The sequence below is a fragment of the Nocardia sp. NBC_00565 genome, assembly GCF_036345915.1.
Taxonomy (GTDB): Bacteria; Actinomycetota; Actinomycetes; order Mycobacteriales; family Mycobacteriaceae; genus Nocardia.
In genome coordinates this window covers 8,111,914-8,127,291 of sequence record NZ_CP107785.1, presented here as the reverse complement: position 1 = coordinate 8,127,291, position 15,378 = coordinate 8,111,914, and the positions used below count along the sequence as shown (strand labels likewise).

13 protein-coding genes are annotated in these 15,378 nt (G+C 66.6%); 6 read left to right on the top strand and 7 right to left on the bottom strand.

Annotated elements, in window-relative coordinates; all coding sequences use genetic code 11:
* The first annotated feature begins 30 nt into the window (after nucleotides 1-30).
* Nucleotides 31-474: a heme-binding protein gene (locus OG874_RS37475; protein ID WP_330251769.1), complete on the top strand. Its 444-nt coding sequence runs from the start codon at nucleotides 31-33 to the stop codon at nucleotides 472-474.
* 57 nt (nucleotides 475-531) lie between these two features.
* On the opposite strand, the gene OG874_RS37470 is transcribed toward OG874_RS37475, so the two are convergent.
* A complete protein-coding gene (locus OG874_RS37470) occupies nucleotides 532-2,367 on the bottom strand; it encodes a VanW family protein (protein ID WP_330251768.1) in 1,836 nt (611 codons plus the stop codon).
* An 828-nt stretch (nucleotides 2,368-3,195) separates the two neighbouring features.
* Between OG874_RS37470 and OG874_RS37465 the strand changes: the two genes are divergently transcribed.
* The 3 genes from OG874_RS37465 (at nucleotide 3,196) to prcB (ending at nucleotide 5,792) form a co-directional block, all read left to right on the top strand.
* The gene (locus OG874_RS37465; RefSeq protein ID WP_330251767.1) at nucleotides 3,196-3,420 is read left to right on the top strand and encodes a hypothetical protein; all 225 of its coding nucleotides are present in this window, start codon (nucleotides 3,196-3,198) and stop codon (nucleotides 3,418-3,420) included.
* Between the two features lie 367 nt (nucleotides 3,421-3,787).
* Complete coding sequence (gene gnd / locus OG874_RS37460; protein ID WP_330251766.1) at nucleotides 3,788-4,819, top strand: phosphogluconate dehydrogenase (NAD(+)-dependent, decarboxylating); 1,032 nt, start codon at nucleotides 3,788-3,790, stop codon at nucleotides 4,817-4,819.
* A 172-nt stretch (nucleotides 4,820-4,991) separates the two neighbouring features.
* Nucleotides 4,992-5,792, top strand: a complete 801-nt coding sequence (prcB, locus tag OG874_RS37455) for a proteasome subunit beta (RefSeq protein ID WP_330251765.1) — start codon at nucleotides 4,992-4,994, stop codon at nucleotides 5,790-5,792.
* Between the two features lie 7 nt (nucleotides 5,793-5,799).
* On the opposite strand, the gene OG874_RS37450 is transcribed toward prcB, so the two are convergent.
* Nucleotides 5,800-6,348: a hypothetical protein gene (locus tag OG874_RS37450; RefSeq protein WP_330251764.1), complete on the bottom strand. Its 549-nt coding sequence runs from the start codon at nucleotides 6,346-6,348 to the stop codon at nucleotides 5,800-5,802.
* Between the two features lie 254 nt (nucleotides 6,349-6,602).
* On the bottom strand, nucleotides 6,603-7,919 hold the full coding sequence (locus OG874_RS37445; RefSeq protein WP_330251763.1) for an acetyl-CoA C-acetyltransferase: 1,317 nt from the start codon (nucleotides 7,917-7,919) through the stop codon (nucleotides 6,603-6,605).
* Between the two features lie 247 nt (nucleotides 7,920-8,166).
* Here OG874_RS37445 and OG874_RS37440 point away from each other — a divergent pair, with 247 nt between their 5' ends.
* Both OG874_RS37440 and OG874_RS37435 read left to right on the top strand, forming a co-directional pair.
* A complete protein-coding gene (locus tag OG874_RS37440; RefSeq protein ID WP_330251762.1) occupies nucleotides 8,167-9,525 on the top strand; it encodes a 3-oxoacyl-ACP reductase in 1,359 nt (452 codons plus the stop codon).
* Entirely contained in the window at nucleotides 9,525-10,382 is an 858-nt protein-coding gene (locus OG874_RS37435; RefSeq protein ID WP_330251761.1) for a MaoC/PaaZ C-terminal domain-containing protein, read from the top strand. Before OG874_RS37440 ends, OG874_RS37435 begins: the two co-directional genes overlap by 1 nt.
* 84 nt (nucleotides 10,383-10,466) lie before the next feature.
* Here OG874_RS37435 and OG874_RS37430 read toward each other — a convergent pair whose 3' ends face one another.
* The 4 genes from OG874_RS37430 to OG874_RS37415 form a co-directional block, all read right to left on the bottom strand.
* Nucleotides 10,467-11,714: a DUF5685 family protein gene (locus OG874_RS37430; RefSeq protein WP_330251760.1), complete on the bottom strand. Its 1,248-nt coding sequence runs from the start codon at nucleotides 11,712-11,714 to the stop codon at nucleotides 10,467-10,469.
* 207 nt (nucleotides 11,715-11,921) lie between these two features.
* Nucleotides 11,922-12,521 carry a TetR/AcrR family transcriptional regulator gene (locus OG874_RS37425; RefSeq protein WP_330251759.1) on the bottom strand — a complete coding sequence of 200 codons (600 nt, stop codon included), beginning with the start codon at nucleotides 12,519-12,521 and terminating at the stop codon, nucleotides 11,922-11,924.
* A 228-nt stretch (nucleotides 12,522-12,749) separates the two neighbouring features.
* On the bottom strand, nucleotides 12,750-13,910 hold the full coding sequence (locus OG874_RS37420) for a glycoside hydrolase family 3 N-terminal domain-containing protein (RefSeq protein ID WP_330251758.1): 1,161 nt from the start codon (nucleotides 13,908-13,910) through the stop codon (nucleotides 12,750-12,752).
* A gap of 44 nt (nucleotides 13,911-13,954) precedes the next feature.
* A complete protein-coding gene (locus tag OG874_RS37415) occupies nucleotides 13,955-15,340 on the bottom strand; it encodes an ADP-ribosylglycohydrolase family protein (protein WP_330251757.1) in 1,386 nt (461 codons plus the stop codon).
* Between the last annotated feature and the right edge of the window lie 38 nt (nucleotides 15,341-15,378).

Here is a 15,378-nt window from a genome sequence, read left to right as displayed (position 1 = left end):
CCTGGGGCTGTCGCCGTTAATTTCGGGTTCATGTCTGGTACTCCACGCCTTCCCGGGTTGAAGTTGGCCGAGGCGGATTGGTTGGTGCAAACGGCGTTGGCGGTCGGTGCGGAGCGAGGTTTCCCTCCGCTGGCGGTGGCCGTTGTCGACGTTGCCGGAGCGGTGATCGTCCTGCGGCGCAGCGATGGCGGTATGCCCATGACCAGCCGAATTGCAGTGGCCAAGGCGCGCACTGCGCTGCTTGCACTGCAGCCCTCCGGCCTGATCAACCTCCCCGGGGGAATCGTCGACAGCATCCAGCACCTCTACGGCGGCGACTTCGTCCCGTGGGCGGGCGGTGTTCTGGTTACCGACGGTGAGTTGATCCTCGGTGCCGCAGGCGCATCCGGTGCCCATGCTGTCGAAGACGAAGAGGCCGTGCAAACGGCAGTGCAGCGGTGGCAGGAGAACCGTTCCGTCGATAGCCAAAAGTAATGCGGAGGTGGTGGCCTTGATGCGAAGCTTCCACGACCGGCTCGGGCCGCCCGGTGGCTACTCGCACTTCACGACTGGGATGGGGTCGTACTTGACGGTGCGGGTGGTGCGAGAGATCTGGCGGCCGGTTTTGCTGTCGGTGATGACTCGGGTGTCGGAGATGGTGAAGCCGGGGGCGCCTTCGGTGGCGATGCAGTCCTTGCCCTTGGGGAGTTTGATCTCGGTGGGCTCGGTGGGCTTGGTCTTTTCGCCGGTAATGGATTCGACGTTGACGGTCTTGGTACCCCAGAGGCGGACGGTCACCTCGGAGTCGGTGGTCGAAGTCTCGATGTAGACACCGGTTTGGCCGTTGTTGCGGAATTTGAGGTCGATGACGCCGTCGAAGACGGTGGCCTCGCGTGCCGCCGGGTAGCGCGAGATGTAGTAGCTGTGCTCGGTGTGGCCCGCGTCCTCCATGCCCGCGAAATAGGCGGCGTTGTAGAGCGTGGTGGCGAATTGGCTGATGCCGCCGCCGACCGCGGTGCTCGGGCGACCGTGGTCGATGATGCCGGATTCGACGTAGCCCTCGGCGGTGCCGCGGGGGCCGGTGAAGTCATTGAGCGAGAACGTTTCTCCTGGTTTGACGATGGCGCCGTTCACCTTGCGGGCGACCACTCGGATGTTCACGCCGGACGGGCCGCTGAAACCGCTGGTGGTGAATTGCCCCATCATCTCGGTGATACCGAGTGCGTTCGCGGCCTCGGTGGTGAGCTTGGGATCCACCTTCTCGTAGACCGCCTGCCCGGTGCGCTCCTGTGGCGCGACGATCAGCGCGGACAACTGCTCCAATGTCTTCGCCCAATTGATCTTGTCGCCGATAACGGCCGGTACCACAGTGGGTTTCGCCCCGGTCAGCGCGAAGGTCGCATCCTTGGCCTCGACTTCCGAGGGTGCGAGTTGTGGGCCGAGCACGCCGAGGACCACATCCTGTTTGAAGGTCGCGGCGAGACCACCCTGGCCATCGGGGGCGAAGGCCAGCACGGATGCGATCTGCTCCGGTTCCAGCTTGCCGGTCGCATTGTTCTTGCCCGCGAAGACAATCGGCGCGCGCACGGCCGGTTCGGCGATATCGTGCAAGGCCTGCTGGACCGCCTCCGGGCGCACGGCGATGGGCGCGGCGGTCTCCGGGAGATCCACCAGCGCGCCGAGGTACCAGTTGTCGATGAGCGCGGCGCGCGCGGCGGGGACATCGAGGACCCGGCCGGGCACCGGCGGCACGGCGACCGCGCGAGCGCCGTCGAAGGCGATGGTGCCCTCGACCGTCGCGCGGTCGTGCACGCGCAGCGCAGTCAGCTGGGTATCGAGCGCATTGTCGTCGACAGTGCTGGCGACGGGCACGGTGTGGGTGGTGAACAGCGAGGTCAGCCGGGTGATCGGATTGAGCGGCTGAGAACCGATGCGAGCCCAGGTGCGATCCCAATCCATCGCCAGGCCCGCGGTGGTGGGCGTCAATCGGGTCTGCACATCGCCGATCTGCAACGGCAGCTCCTGATCGGCGCGTGGGCCGAGTTCGGTGCGCAGTTGCGCGTCCGCGGCGTCGGTGTCCTTGCCACCGATCTCGATGCCGGCGACGACGACACCGCGCGGCACGTGGCCCGACGAAAGCACAAGGTCCGCAACGTAAGCCAGCCCGAGGACCGCGATGAGCGCGCCGACACCGATCCCGATGCGCTTGACGATCGATGACCTCAGCCCGCTCGTCTGCAGTGGTTCCTCGGACGAGCTACGCCGCTGCCAACGCTCGCTCCCGGCCGACGACGACGCCTCGGGCCGGGCCGCTTTCGCCCGCCGAGTCGTCCGCAGCGGCTCGGTCGGCGCGGAATCACCGGCCCACTCCGAAGACTCTTCCGCCACCTGCGGTTCCGACGATCGGCCCGACCGCGAAGGCTCATACTGGCCCGACTGCTCCTGCCCAGCAGACTGCTCCTGGGCCACCGACTGATTCAGATCGAACGCCTCATACGCAGTCGCCTCCTGATACCGACTCGCCGACTGGTACGAATCCGACGTCTCATGATCACCGGCCCACTCCGATGACTGCTGTGCCGACTGCTGACCCTGCGACGCAGACTGATGCTGGCCGGACTGTTGCTGTGCCGCCGACTGATTCAGGTCGAACGCCTCATACGCAGTCGCCCCCTGATACCGACTCGCCGACTGGTACGAATCCGACGTCTCATGATCACCGGCCCACTCCGATGACTGCTGTGCCGACTGCTGACCCTGCGACGCAGACTGATGCTGGCCGGACTGTTGCTGTGCCGCCGACTGATTCAGGTCGAACGCCTCATACGCAGTCGCCTCCTGGTACCGACTCGCTGACTGGTACTGCGCCGACTGTTGCTGCACTGCCGACTGATTCGGATCCGACATCTCATGCTCGGACCCGCGATACTCGTCGGACTCTTGATATCGGGTCGCCGACTGATACAGGTCCGACGCCTCATGATCACCGGACCACTCCGAGGATCGGTGTGGCGTCTGCGGTCTCGACGGTTGATGCGGCGACGCAGACTGATAATCGGCCGAGTAAGGCTGGCCCGACTGTTGCTGTACCGCAGACTGATTCGGGTCGAACGTCTCATCTGCGGCCGACCTCTGATACTGGTCGGACTCCTGATACCGGGCCGCTGGTTGATACAGGTTCGACGTCTCATGATCACCGGCCCACTCCGATGATTGATGCGACGCCTGCGGTCTCGACGGCTGGTGCGGCGCGGGTTGATGGGCCGAGTAGTGCTGGCCGGCGGACTGCTGTTCGGCGGACGACTCGGGGCCGGACGGCTGTTGTCCAGCCGGGTGCTGCGTGGCCGACTCGGATGGGGCCGGGGGCTGCGGGACGGTGCGTGGGGGTGGGGGCTGGCGCTGGACCGGGCGGGGTGGGGCGGGCTGCTGCGGGGTCGATGAACGAGCCGAGTCGAGGAGCTGTCGTAATCCGACCTCGCCATCCTCGTGTCGGCCGCGACGCCCGGTGCTCGATTCGCTCGTCACGAACCGTCCTCCCCGCTCGATTGAAAAGGGCTCGCACGGTGCGAGTCCCCGCCAACGATAGTGCTCCCTACTGACATCGTCGGCACAGCACGATCCAACAGCAAATCCCGTGCAACGGAACGCGCCGCACATGGAAGGGCCCCGCGCAGTTGCCGGGTCGGGGGTCTGGCAACTACACGGAGCCAATCCGTTTATCGGTGCAGCGCATCGCGCGTTACACCTGCGAGAGACAATCGATCCGAACTCTCGCCATCCGGGCTTCGCACGCAACGAGGGAGATGGAATGCAGCTGGGAATGATCGGCCTGGGACGCATGGGCGGCAATATCGTGCGCCGCATCGTCAAGGACGGGCACACCGCCGTCGGCTACGAACGCAGACCCAAGACCATCGACGTACTCGCCGAGGAGCTGGGCAGCGACAGTTTCCAGGGCTCAACCGAGCTCCGGGACTTCGTGTCCCGGCTGGAGACCCCGCGGGTGGTCTGGGTGATGATCCCGGCCGCGGTGACCGGTCAGGTGATCGACCAGGTGGCCGAGCTGCTCGAGCCCGGCGACATCATCATCGACGGCGGCAACAGCCGCTACCACGATGACATCGCCCGCGCCGCCGAGCTGCGGCCGAAGGGCATTCACTACGTGGATATCGGCACGTCAGGAGGTGTTTACGGCCTCGCACGTGGCTTCTGCCTGATGATCGGCGGCGAGGCCGAACCGGTGGCGCATCTGGATCCGCTGCTGAAGTCCATCGCGCCCGGCGTCGCGGCGGCCGAGCGAACCCCGGGCCGCACCGGCGAGCCCTCCCCTGCCGAACAGGGCTATCTGCACTGCGGCCCGGCCGGTGCGGGTCATTTCGTGAAGATGGTGCACAACGGCATCGAGTACGGCGCGATGGCGGCCTACGCCGAGGGTCTGAACATCCTGCACAGGGCGAATATCGGCGCGAATCGCAATGTCGTGGCCTCCGCCGAGGAGACCCCGCTCGAACATCCGGAGTGGTACCAGTACGACATCGATGTGCCCGAGGTGACCGAGGTGTGGCGGCGCGGTTCCGTGGTCGCCTCATGGTTGCTGGATCTGACGGCGATCGAGCTCTACGCCGATCCGAACTTGGATTCGTTCGACGGGCGGGTTTCGGATTCCGGCGAGGGTCGCTGGACGCTGGACGCCGCGATAGATACCGGCGTGCCCGCGCCTGTGCTGTCCTCGGCGCTGTTCGCACGGTTCTCCTCGCGCGGTGAGGCGCTGTACGCGGACAAGATGCTCTCGGCCATGCGCAAGGCCTTCGGCGGCCACAACGAGCTGCCGTCGAAGTAGCACCCGCCGGGGACCACCCCGAAACACGCCGTCTCAGACAGAATGGGGCGGACGGCGCTGTCCACGTGCCGAGCGGTTCGGATAGCGGAGGTGCAACTGTTGCGGCACTCGGCCGCCGCCCGTGGGAGTTCGGTGCGCTGACGCGCGACGCGGGAATCGTTACGGTGGGTGGGTGGAGTACGCGACATCTTCCTTCTCCGAGAACCTGCGCCGATACGCACCGGAACTCCTTCCGGGCAATCATTTCGGCAATGTCGAGGTCAGCGGGCGCGACATCGCGCCGCACGGCACCACGATCGTCGCCGTCGCCTACCGTGGCGGTGTGCTGCTCGCCGGTGATCGGCGCGGCACCATGGGAAACCTGCTGGCCAGCCGTGATATGGAGAAGGTGTTCATCACCGATACCTATTCTGCGGCGGGTTTCGCGGGCACGGTGGGCATGGCCATCGAGATGATCCGGTTGTTCGCGGTCGAGCTCGAACACTACGAGAAGATCGAGGGCGTCGGGCTGACATTCGAGGGCAAGGCGAACAAGCTCTCCAAGATGGTGCGCGACAATCTGCCTGCGGCGCTGCAGGATATGGCGGTGGTCCCGGTCCTGGTCGGCTATGACCTGAGCGCCACCGATCCGGAGAAGGTCGGGCGGATCTTCTCCTACGATGTCGTCGGCGGACGCAGTGAGGAGCGATTCGGCTACACCGCGGTCGGCTCCGGATCGCTGTTCGCGAAATCCTCGCTGAAGAAGACCTACAGCCGCGGCATCGACGAGGACCAGGCGCTGCGGATCACCGTCGAATCGCTGTTCGACGCGTCCGAGGACGACACCGCCACCGGCGGTCCGGATCTCACCCGTGGTATCTACCCGACGGTGGTCGTCATCAATCCCGAAGGCGCGGTGGAGGTTCCGGCGGATCGGCTCGCGGAGATCACCCGCGGACTGGTCACCGACCGTGCCGCATCGGCGCGCGATTGATCGGGCATCACTCGTCGTAGAGTGCGCGGAAGTCCTCGAGCGTGCCGACGTAATAGTCCTTGTCGTCGACGAGTTGGGCGCGCGTGATCCGTTCAGGCTGGTCGCGCCGCATCTGCTCGCCCTGCGCGGACCAGAACGCCGTGTCCGGGAGGCGGTACGCGCCCTCGGGCAGGAACTTGATCGCCTCGCCGATCGCCTCGCCGGCGAACTGCCAGTTCAGTTCGACAGTGTTGCGGTCCTGGCCGGGTTTCCCCTGGTAGGCGAGGTCCGCCTCCAACGCGCGGCGTGCATAGGTGCTCGCCACCATGATCCACTGCCCGGCATCCACCAGTTGAGAGACACCGAGACCGAACCACACGCCGAGCCGCCGGCACGCGTCCTCGGAGGCGTAGGGGACCTCGACGTCACCGAGCCCCGAGTGGACCGTCCACGCCTGCTCACCTTCGGTCAGCGAGCTCACCGGCGGGCTGGACTGGACCGCTTCGGGCGCGTCATCGGAGGCGGCCATCAGGCTCAGGTAGGTCTGCGCTTCGGCCAGGGTCCTCGCAGTCAGCATCAACACTCCTGTCTCCCGGTTGCCTTGTCGGACAACGAACAGTCGTTTCCAACTGGAACCTACTCGGTTCGGCGGCCCGACCCGGGGGAGTTCGCGAAGAACGACAGCGAAGTGCGACTCTCGGTCACGCGAACCGCGAACTCCATTGGCGTCGAATGGAACTCGCAAAGCGTGTGCGATCACGAAAACAGGAGGCGGCGACCGGCTGAGCCGAATGCCACCTCCTGTCAGTCGTTTTCGCGCCCAGCGCCGCCTCAGCGCTCCAGGATCGCGACGACGCCCTGACCGCCCGCGGCGCAGATGGAGATCAGCGCGCGGCCGGATCCCTTCTCCGCCAGCATCTTCGCGGTGGAGGCGACGATGCGGCCGCCGGTCGCGGCGAACGGGTGGCCCGCGGCGAGCGAGGAACCGTTGACGTTCAGCTTGCTGCGATCGATCGAGCCGAGCGCGCCGTCCAGGCCGAGGCGCTCCTTGCAGTAGGCATCGGACTCCCACGCCTGCAGCGTCGCGAGCACCACGGAGGCGAAGGCCTCGTGGATTTCGTAGTAGTCGAAGTCCTGCAGCGTCAGGCCATTTCGGGCCAGCATGCGCGGCACCGCGTAGGTCGGCGCCATCAGCAGGCCGTCGGGGCCGTGGATGTAATCGACCGCGGCGACCTCGGAGTCGATCAGGTTGGCCAGCACCGGCAGGTTGCGCTCGGCGGCCCATTCCTCGCTGGACAGCAGCACCGCGGAAGCGCCGTCGGTCAGCGGGGTGGAGTTACCGGCGGTCATGGTGGCGTCGCCCGCTTTGACGCCGAAGACCGGCTTAAGGGTGGCCAGCTTCTCGACGGTCGAGCCGGGACGCAGGTTGTCGTCGCGGGTCAGGCCGAGGAACGGGGTGATCAGGTCGTCGAAGAAGCCGCGGTCGTAGGCGGCGGCCATATTCTTGTGCGACAGGTAGGCCAGTTCGTCCTGGGCCGCACGCGCGATGGCGAATTCCTTGGCGGTGATGGCGGCGTGCTCACCCATGGACAGCCCGGTGCGCGGTTCGGCATTGCGCGGAATCTCGATGCCGAGCATGCCCGGACGCAGCTGGCCGACCAGCTTGAGGCGGTCCTTGTTGGTCTTGGCGCGGTTCACGTCCAGCATCCACTCGCGCATACCTTCGCTCACGCCGATCGGCGCGTCGGAAGTGGTGTCGGTGCCACCGCCGACACCGGCCTCGATGCGACCCGCGGCGATCGCGTCACCCACGGTCACAATGGCCTGCAGGCCGGTGCCGCAGGCGAGCTGCAGATCGTGGGCCGGGGTGTAGGGACTGAGCTTGCTGCCGAGCACGCTCTCGCGGATCATCCCGTGCTCGCCGACGCGCTTGAGCACCGCGCCGCCGACGACCATGCCCAGACGTTCGCCCTGCAGACCGAACCGGCTGACCAGACCGTCCAGCGCGGCGGTGAACATGTCCTGGTTGGAGGCGTGGGCGTAGGCCTTATCGGAGCGGGCGAACGGAATCCGGTTGCCGCCCACGATCGCGACTGGGCGCGGGGCCTTTTTCGCCGTGCTCTTCGCTGAACGGGCTTTGGTTGTCACTCGAGTCTCCAAGTCTCGTCGGGTGCCCGGTGGGCCGTCGGCGCGAAAGTCTCCGCGCAGATCGGCGCCCCGTCGCGGTTGGTTTACTTTAAACTTACTCTGGAGTAAGTTTAATGTCGACACCGTACCCCGGAAGTGTGCGTAAATCTCGCCCCGGGGCATGTGGTGAGCGAGCAGACCATTTTCGGCAACGCAGCCACCGGCGGGCCGAAACCACGACACACGAGACACAGAAAAGGGAGAAACAGTGGCAGCGAACAAGAGCAAGGGTGCTCCCAACCTCTACGGATCGTTCGTACACTCCGCCCCCGGCCAGTTCCTGGCGAGCAAGCTCGGCCTGCCGCAGCCGCAGAACCTGCGCCGCTATGTCGCGGGCGAGCCGTCGCTGCCCGGTCCGGTACTGCTCGGCGGTAAGGGCCGGGTCGCCGAACCCGTGCGAACCCTGCTGTCGGACTACACCTTCGCCGACGCGCCCGCCTCGGGTCAGAAGTACGGCGCGCTGGTGTTCGACGCGACCGGCATCGGTTCGGTCGAGGATCTGTCGCAGCTGTTCGAGTTCTTCCAGCCCGCCATGCGCAGCATCGCCGCATCCGGTCGCGTCGTCATCGTCGGCACCACCCCCGAACTGACCACGACCGTGGACGAGCAGATCGCCCAGCGCGCGCTGGAGGGCTTCACCCGCAGCGTCGCCAAGGAGCTGCTGCGCGGCGCGACCGCTCAGCTGGTGTACCTCTCGCCCGCGGCGTCGGCGACCGCGTCCGGTCTGGAATCCACACTGCGCTTCCTGCTTTCGGCCAAGTCGGCGTTCGTCGACGGCCAGGTCATCCGGGTCGGCAAGGCCGATGCCGCGGCCCCCGCCAGCTGGGACAAGCCGCTCGAGGGCAAGGTCGCCGTGGTCACCGGTGCGGCGCGCGGTATCGGCGCGACCATCGCCGAGGTGTTCGCCCGCGACGGCGCTACGGTGATCGTCGCGGATATCCCGGCCGCCGGTGAGGCGTTGTCGGCGACGGCCAACAAGGTCGGCGGTACCGCGCTCGCGCTCGACGTGACCGCCGCGGATGCCGCGGAGAAGCTGGCCGAATTCGCGACCGAGCGTTTCGGCGGCATCGATATCGTCGTGCACAACGCCGGTATCACCCGCGACAAGTTGCTCGCGAATATGGACGAGGGCCGCTGGAACTCGGTGCTGAACGTGAATCTGGCTGCGCCGCACCGGATTACCGAAGGCCTGGTGGCGCGTGGCGCGCTCAAGGAGGGTGGCCGCGTGATCGACGTGTCCTCCATCGCAGGCATCGCGGGCAACCGCGGCCAGACCAACTACGGCGCGTCCAAGGCCGGTGTCATCGGCATGGTCAATGCCGAGGCGCCGAAGCTGGCCGAGAAGGGCATCACCATCAATGCCGTCGCACCGGGCTTCATCGAGACCGCGATGACCGCCGCCATCCCGCTGGCTACCCGCGAGGCCGGTCGGCTGATGAGCTCGCTGCTGCAGGGCGGGCAGACCATCGACGTCGCCGAGACCATCGCCTACTTCGCCAGCCCGGCGTCGAATGCGGTGAGCGGCAATGTGGTTCGGGTCTGCGGGCAGAGCCTGATCGGAGCATGATGACGGAGACGATCACGCTCACCGCACCGCCCAAGAACAGCAGCCTTTTCGTCAAGGCCGCGCTCGGCGCGGTTCCGCTGATCTCGGCGCGCAAATCGACACTGCCGGACCGAGTTGTCCGGCTCGACAGACTGCACGTGGATCCGGATCACCTTGCCGCCTATTGCCGGGCGACCGGACTGCGGTTCGGCGATTCGCTGCCGCTGACCTACCCGTTCATCCTCAGCTTCCCGCTGGCGATGCAACTCGTTGTCGCACGCGACTTTCCGTTCGTCGCGGTCGGTGCGGTGCACGCGCAGAACCTGATCGAGCGCACCCGCGAGATCTCGGTGAGCGAGCCGCTGGACTTCCAGACGCATACCGAGAATCTGCGTGAGCACCCGAAGGGGCTGCTGGTCGATGCGGTCACCGAGGTGAACGTCGGGCGGGAACTGGTGTGGCGTCAGGTCACCACTTTCCTGCACCAGCAGCGCACCTCGCTGTCGGGCGGACCGAAAGAGGAGAAGCCGCAAGAGGTTCCGCCGCCGCCGATGCGGACCATTCGGGTCGATCAGAAGACGATCACCCGATACGCGGCCGCCTCCGGTGACCACAACCCGATCCACACTTCGGCATTGGGCGCCAGGGCATTCGGCTTCCCGAAGACCATCGCGCACGGCATGTGGTCGGCCGCGAACATCCTGTCCAATATCGAGGGACGGATCCCCGGCGAAGCGACCTACGCGGTCAAATTCGGCAAGCCGATCCTGCTCCCGTCCACGGTGAACGTATACGCGGACCGGGTCGACAGCGGATGGGATCTGGCATTGCGGAACCCGAAGAAGGGCTATCCGTACTTCACCGCCACCCTGCGCTGACATCGCTATCGCCGAGAGCCGCACCCCGAATCGAGGTGCGGCTCTCCGCTTTTCACCCCAACGCCGCCCTCGGCGCGTCGCGGGTCAGCAGTCGCAGCCGCAATCGCAGCAGCAGTCGCCGCAGTCACAGCCGCAGTCACCGCAATCGCAGCAATCGCCGCAGTCGCAGTTCTTGATCCAGGCGTCCTTGCGTTGGCCGTCGCACGGGCTGGTGTGGTCGGCGCAGCAGGCGTAGCCGGTGCAGTAGACGCCGAAGACCAAGGCGAGAGCCTCGCCGACGCCGGGGCGGCGGACCGGTGGGCGTCTTTCGAAGTCGGGCGGCGGGCCCGGGTACTGCGCGGTGGCGGTGTCGCGGGAAACGTTGCAGGCGTGGGCGGTTGCGCCGATGCCGCGGCCGACTCGGCGCACCAGGGCGTGCAGCGGGTCGAGCAGCATCCAGCGGATGGTGGGGACTTGGTCCAGTTGGGCCTCGGCGACCGCCTTGCGCAGCTGCGAATCGGATTGGCGCAGTAAGTCGTAGGCCTCCGGCATGGTGGTTCCGGTGGCCGCGAGTGGGTTGAAGCGGCCGCGGGTGCGGTCTTCGTCGTAATCCTCGACGGCGTCGGCGAGGTGGGCGATTCGGCCGAAATGCTTTCCCGCCTCACCCAATGCGGCGATGTTCCCGGGACGGTTGGCCAAAACCGCCGTGTGCGCGAAAAGTTCCGATGCGCAGATCTGAGTGGGCGCGGTCAGCTCGTCGAGAGATGCGGTGTTGGTCCCACTGGGTCGGGGCCTTGCGCCCAACTTCGTTCCGCCCGGTCCGAACACACCGGACATGGCCCGAGCCTCGAGGTGAGCTTGCGAGTTGATCGCGGCGACAAGCGGTTCCACGTCGAGGCCGATCAACTTCGCCTGCGCCCGCGCTCGATCCGCCCAGCGGCTCGACACCTTCGTCATCGGACGCTTGGTGAGCGTCGAGCTGTCGCCATCGTCGATGTGATCACGAATCTTGGCCGATCCCAGCAACAGTGACGCCGTGGCGGCCAGCAGCACACCGGGCGAATCCGCGGTCGCCACCTCCGCGCGGCGCATGCCACGCAACGCACACGGCCCGGCGGTGGTCCGCGCCATCGGACCGGACAGCTGCGCCTCGGTCAGCACACTCAACACAATCGCATCGGTATTGGTAGCCGTGCGCGCCAGCTGGCCGTGCCCGTCGCGCAACCCCAAACACAGCCCGCACATGTGGCTGCGCCACTCGGCCGCATCGATCCCATACTTCTCGGCCCCATGCGAACACGGCCGCAGCATCCCGAACAATTCCGCCCCATTCCCCGGCCACTCGGCAGCCACCGGTCCGTACTTTTGATCTCCCGCACTCTGGCAGCCCATCAACGAACGAGCAACCCGAAACCCCAGCCGCCCACCCCCTCGACCGACGCCCCTCTAGGCCTGCGCCGCTCGGCCGTATCGCGGCTCCTGCGGCCGCGCTGAGCCGGGGCATCGGATACCTGCGCTGTGTCCGCGATCGATTGGGCGTCGGTTTGAACCCGGGTGTGGTTACTCGGCTTTCTTGCGGCCCGCGAGGCCGCGCCAGGCCAGGTCGTCGAGGAGGTCTACGGCTTCGGCGACTTCTATGCGGCCGCTGGCTACGCGGTCGGCGATTGCTTCGCCCGCGCCGATGACGGCTACTGCGACGATGTCGAAGTTGGTGCCGGGTTCGGCATGTTTGGCGCTGGATTCGAGGAGTTTGGCGGTTAGTTCGATGACGCGTTCGCGGGCGTTCTCGATCTCCGAGGCAAAGGCTTGCTGGCCGATCGCCTGGCGGTAGAGGACCTGCCAGGAGTTGCGATTGCGGTCGACGAAACCGAGGAAGCCCTCGAGCGCCGTGCGGACCTGCTCGTGCGGGGACAGTTGCGGGTTGCCCGCCGGGGCCACCGTTTCGATGAAGCGCAGTCCCTCCCGCTGGATGCAGGCGCGGAACAGTTCATCCTTGGAGCCGTAGTAGAGGTACAGCATCGGCTTGGAGATCTTCGCCTCGGCGGCGATCGCGTCCATCGAGGTGTCGTGGAACCCTTTACGCGAGAAGACCTCGACCGCGGCGTCGAGCATCTGCTGCTCACGAACCGCCCGAGGAAGTCGCTTCGTTCCGCCCGCCATCCGCTCTCCTACCGCACTGTGAAGCTCTTATATTACTCCAAGGTAAGTTCGGCGGGTCGGATTGCGCGTTCGTAACTTCATCGAGCTTTCGACGCCGGGCTCCATCCTTCGGACCGCAGCGTCCTTGGGTTTTGCCGCACAGCTGTTCGACTGTCCAGCAGAGCGATACTACGGCGGTACACCGACAGCGCGGCTGTACGTCATAAGACAACTGCTACCGGATCGCCCTCAGCAGGACCCCAGCGCGCCCTTGTACCGAGCCATCCGCAGCACTGACGCGTCGACCCGGGCGGCGGACAGCCGACCGCTCGCCACCGCCTGCTCGAGCCGGTCCAGCACCTGCGGCACCGCATCGGTGGTGATCCACAGGGCATTGTCGGCACCGGCGATCAGCGCCGCCTCGACCGCGTCCTCGATGCTCATCCGGTTGGTGATCGCGGCCATGCCGCCGAGGTCGTCGGTGAAGATCGGCCCCTGGAACGGCGCCGCGCCGTACCCGGTTCCGTCGCGCAGCAGCGCCATGGCCTCCGGACTGATGCTGGCGGGAACATCGGGGGTGGTCAGGCCGGGAACGTCGAGATGGCCGACCATGACCGCGGCACCCGAGTCGACGAGATCGCGGAAAGGAACCAGGTCGACGCTCTGCAGCTGCGACAGCGGCGGCGTGCGGACCGCGCCGGTGTGCGAATCGCCCGACCCGGAACCGTGCCCGGGAAAGTGCTTGATCACCGTGCCGACTCCGACCTCGGCCATGGCGCTGATGTAGGCCTTGGCGTATTCGCTGACCACCGCGGGGTCGTCGGAGAAGGAGCGGTCACCGATCACCGAGTCGTCGGGCTGGCTGCTCACGTCGACGTCCGGCGCGAAGTCCACCGTCACACCCAGATCCTTCAGCTTGCGGCCGCGGAGCACGGTGGCGTCGTGGAACTGCTGGGAAGTCATGGTCTGCGCGGTCACCCGCGCCGACGGTGCCGGACCGATCAGATCCTCGGCTCGGGAGACCCGGCCGCCCTCCTCATCGATGGTCACCAGCAGCGGCACCTTGGCCGCGTTCTTGGCCTGGTCGATCAGGCCATCGGCGAGCAGCGACTTATCGGTCCAGCTGCCCACGAAAATGCCGCCGACCTGCGAGGTGCGCACCACATCGGCGGCGTCGGCGGCACCGGTGACACCGACCGTCAGCAGCTGCGCCAGCTTCTCGCGCGGGGTGAGTTTCGCCAGGTAATCGGCACCGCAGTCCGATTTCGCCGCCGTGGCGCCTGGCGCAGCGGAAGCGGTCGTGGCGTCCGGCGGCGCGGAGCGCGGCGGCGCGGACTCGGAGTCGCCGCCGGAGCAGGCGGTCGCGACGGCGGCCAGGATTGCGAGCAGGACGATAGGCGTCTTCCGCATAAGTGTCCACGGTAATGCCCGGGGTCGATCGCGGCGCACGCGGGTTATGTCCGCCCGGCGAGCAGATGTGTTCTGCGTGCCAGGTCGGAGATTCGGCTGCCGTCGTAGCCGAAGACCGCGCTGTGCAACCGGTCGTGGAACGGGTCGGTCCAGTGGGCGGGGATCGCGTCGGCGCCGACCAGGATTCCGGCGACCGAGCCCGCGGTGGCCCCGTTCGAGTCGGTATCGCATCCGCTTTGCACGGTGAGTGCGATGGTGCGGGTGAAATCGCCCGCACCCCACAGTAAACCGGCCGTGACGAGGCAGGCGTTGGGAATGGCGTGCACCCAGTTGTAGTGGTCGTGGCGGCGGTGAATGGCGCCGAGGGCCTGTTCCCACGACAGTCCGTATTCGTGATCGGCGATGACCTCGGTGAGCGCGGCGTGCAGCCTGGATTGTTCCGGAATGCAATATCGGGCAGCCGAAATCGCATCCGTTACGCCGTCGGCGGTGAATGCGGCGGCGACCAGGGCGGCCGCCCACATCGCCGCGTACACACCGTTGACCGTGTGCGAGAGACCGGCATCGCGAGCCGCTAGTTCGGCGGCACGTGCGGGGTCACCCGGGTTGCTGTACCCGTAGATATCGGCGCGGATCATCGCACCGATCCACTCGCGGTAGGGATTTCGATATCGGGCCACCTCCGGCGGGGTCAGGCCATCGATCAGATTGCGGTAGGCGACTCGCTCGGCGGTGTAGGTCTGCAGGAAAGGCAGGTGCTCCAACCACGCGTCCGCCACCTCGGATCGCGTGAAATTCATTCCGCACGTTTCCAATAGGTGCAGACCCAGCACGGTGTAGTCGACATCGTCATCGCGTGGAGCGCCGTCGATACGGCCCTTTGCCGAAACCGGCCATGTCGGATTCAGCGGGAATTCCGGCGACGGCGGCAACAATGCCGGCACATAATCGGTCAGCGGATAGGCGCAGGCCCGCTCTAGATAGGCGCGAATTCGCGCCGGCGTCCAGACGAAGCCGTTCTCCAGCGGCTTGCCGAGCGTGCAACCCACACATCGCCCCAGCCAACCGCCATAGATCCGGTCGAACAAAGCGGTATCGGCCACACGCGCCGCCGGAGTCGACGCTCGGAATGGCGTATTCGACGCGGCATCCGGTTCAGAACCCCTGGGCGATTGCCGCACAGTTGCTTCCGGGTACCGACCGGATTCGTCGTAAGTCCAGGCAGGATCGCGCGCGGCGCGTTCGAGTCGCTCGAACAGCGACCAGCACTCGGCGGCGTCGGCATTATCAGCGGTCGCGAGCGCCCGCACCGCCGGCTCGAACTCGGCCACCAGAAAGCCCGATTCGCGTCGCTGCCACCATTCGTAATACAGCAGCGTGCGCGGATCGGCCTCGTGCCTGCCGAAGAACACCAATTTGTTCGCGTCCATCGCGCTCCCGCAGTCGTATCGGTGGCACACGGTCTTCG